This window comes from Pseudoalteromonas sp. SCSIO_11900 (genome assembly GCF_000576475.1).
Lineage (GTDB): Bacteria > Pseudomonadota > Gammaproteobacteria > Enterobacterales > Alteromonadaceae > Pseudoalteromonas > Pseudoalteromonas tetraodonis.
In genome coordinates this window covers 1-2,327 of the sequence record NZ_KK070028.1, presented here as the reverse complement: position 1 = coordinate 2,327, position 2,327 = coordinate 1, and the positions used below count along the sequence as shown (strand labels likewise).

Sequence of the window (2,327 nt, the reverse complement as noted above, 5' to 3'; positions counted from 1 at the left end):
AACATTTTAGTATTTATGCGACACGCTGTTTGTGTTGCATAATCGCTTGTTGGACTGAGCCGCTACCTGCTCGGTGTGTCAGAGTTGGTGTTGTTTATGCTATGGGAATTTGCTTTTTGGAGGCTCTCACTTTCCTAGCTGATTTAATCAGCTTAGCTAGTGTTATGTAAGCTTTCCCTGCATTGCTCAGCGCTTATTATGTATTCATTACACCTAAATTTGCCTTAATAAGCAATTATATTTTTTACACGTACAGAGGCCGCTAGCCTGAGCAGTTAAGCAGGTTAACTAATTGATTTTAAGCAGCTACCTAGCTGCTAACTCGTTCGCTCTACTTTGGTCCTTGTTTCATATAACTGGAATACGCCAATTAACCGCAAGATACCTGCCTTACAATGCTGGCAAGGCCAATGCGGTATCAGTGTTACGTTTTCTGTCTTTAGCTTCTCCACTTTACCTCTGTGTGATTCTTGTGACCTTATTAATGCTAACTTTCGCTTGCGACACGCATTAGCTAAAAAGCCATAGTGGCGAATGCGCATAAACCCTTTAGGCAATACATGTTGAAAGTAGCGCCGTAAAAATTCATTACAACTCAGAGTCATGACTTTATCGCGGTTGTTATCTGCATAATCGCGGTATTTAAAGCTCACTGTTTCTTCAGTCGCTGACACTAATCGCGATTCTGACATCACGCCTTTTCGGGTATAACGAGCAAGGTAACTAACTAGCTTTTCACTGTACGTTAAACAGGCTTTGCTATACACGCACCATTTGGTTGGGGTGTTTATCTTCGCGAATGAACTATCGCATTCATTAAGCGCCGCCAGCATTTTCCCTCTGAACACTGTTGATAATGCTTTAACGGGGTATAAATAGCCTTTTTCTATTTCATGCCAGTGTGCTTTATCAAGCGCACCTGCGGGTATCAAACAATGCAAGTGGATATGCTGACCTAAGTTTTGCCCCCACGTATGCAGTACACTTGTCATGCCTAACTGACCATGCCTCTTTCGTTTCGCAAATTTACTCAGCGTTTGCCATGTGGCTTTGAATAAACACTGATACAACGCGTTTGGGTTGTAGTGCGCAATGATATTCAACTCATGCGGGAGTGTAAAAACAAGGTGGAAATACCTACATGGTAATAAATCCTCCTGCTGTTTTTGCACCCATTTAGCCGTAGCCATGCCTTGGCAACGCGGACAATGACGGTCTCGACAGCTACATCCAATCTTTTGCGACTCACCACAGTTATCACATTGCCATGCTTGATAACCGAGCTGACCCGTTCTGCATGATTGAAGGTGCTGACACACGCGCAGTTGTTGATAACTCACCGTATGATGTTGGCGATAACTCTCAAGGCTTGAGTTTAAAATATCAGCGAGGTGTAAGGCGTTCATTGTTTACTCCAGCTCGCAAGCAAATCAATGCCGCCATGACCTAACTCTGGTAACCAATGTAAGTAACTTTGTGTGGTTTTAATATCACTGTGCCCAAGCTGATGTTGCAGTTGATGAAGTGGCATACCTGATTCAAGTTGGTGTGTTGCATAAGCATGGCGTAAAGTATGTGGATTACAGTGCTTTAAGCCACACGCTTGTGCATGTTTTCTCAATGGCTTCCTGAAGGTTGATGCTGACATAGGTTTATCCATTAATAACCGTGAATAGAACATCCAACCTGTTGGGTGATACATTTTCCAATAACAACGTAATTGAGCCAGCACGCTATCTGATACAACCACATAGCGTGATTTATCCCCTTTACCTTGTTCAATTAAAATAGTTTTACGCTGTCCATCGATATCTTGCACTTTAATGCGTAGCAGTTCATTAATACGTAAGCCACACCCATAGCACACCATAATCAATGTTTTTAAGCGCATATCATCCGTGCAGCTCTCTATCAGCCGTCGCATGTCATCGCGCGATAAATACGTGGGTGCGCGAAGTTTTACTTTTGGCAGTACAATATCTAAGTTCAATGGCCGATGTAAAATATTCTTAAACAAGAACCAAATACTGTTTATCTGTATTTTTTGGCTTGCTCTAGAAAGTTTACGAATCGCAGGATCGTTAAAAAAGGCGTTAAGTTCCTCATCAGTAATCGAATCGAGCGGTTTATTAAAATAATGACTGAGTTTTAGTAAATGTTCACAGTAGCTTTTACATGTACTTTGCGAATAACCACGATAGGCTATTTCAGTTTTGACTTGTTCAATGAGTGTATTCATGACTTACCTCCAAGTTATGGGATAACCCCAAGGTAAGTGTGGCTCAAATGATAAGAATAGGATCTCCGCGTAGCGGCTTAGTTCAACA

The 2,327-nt window shown here is 41.9% G+C and carries 2 protein-coding genes; both read right to left on the bottom strand.

The window, feature by feature from the left end:
- Positions 1-317: 317 nt before the first annotated feature.
- Positions 318-1,406: an IS91 family transposase gene (locus BG00_RS17060; protein ID WP_036983809.1), complete on the bottom strand. Its 1,089-nt coding sequence runs from the start codon at positions 1,404-1,406 to the stop codon at positions 318-320.
- Positions 1,403-2,239 carry a tyrosine-type recombinase/integrase gene (locus BG00_RS17055; protein WP_036983808.1) on the bottom strand — a complete coding sequence of 279 codons (837 nt, stop codon included), beginning with the start codon at positions 2,237-2,239 and terminating at the stop codon, positions 1,403-1,405. Before BG00_RS17055 ends, BG00_RS17060 begins: the two co-directional genes overlap by 4 nt.
- Positions 2,240-2,327 lie beyond the last annotated feature (88 nt).

What these genes read in the sequence shown, in the direction of transcription:
- BG00_RS17060 (WP_036983809.1), bottom strand. Translation starts at nt 1,406, where the DNA reads ATGAACGCCTTACACCTCGCTGATATTTTAAACTCAAGCCTTGAGAGT.
- BG00_RS17055 (WP_036983808.1), bottom strand. Translation starts at nt 2,239, where the DNA reads ATGAATACACTCATTGAACAAGTCAAAACTGAAATAGCCTATCGTGGT.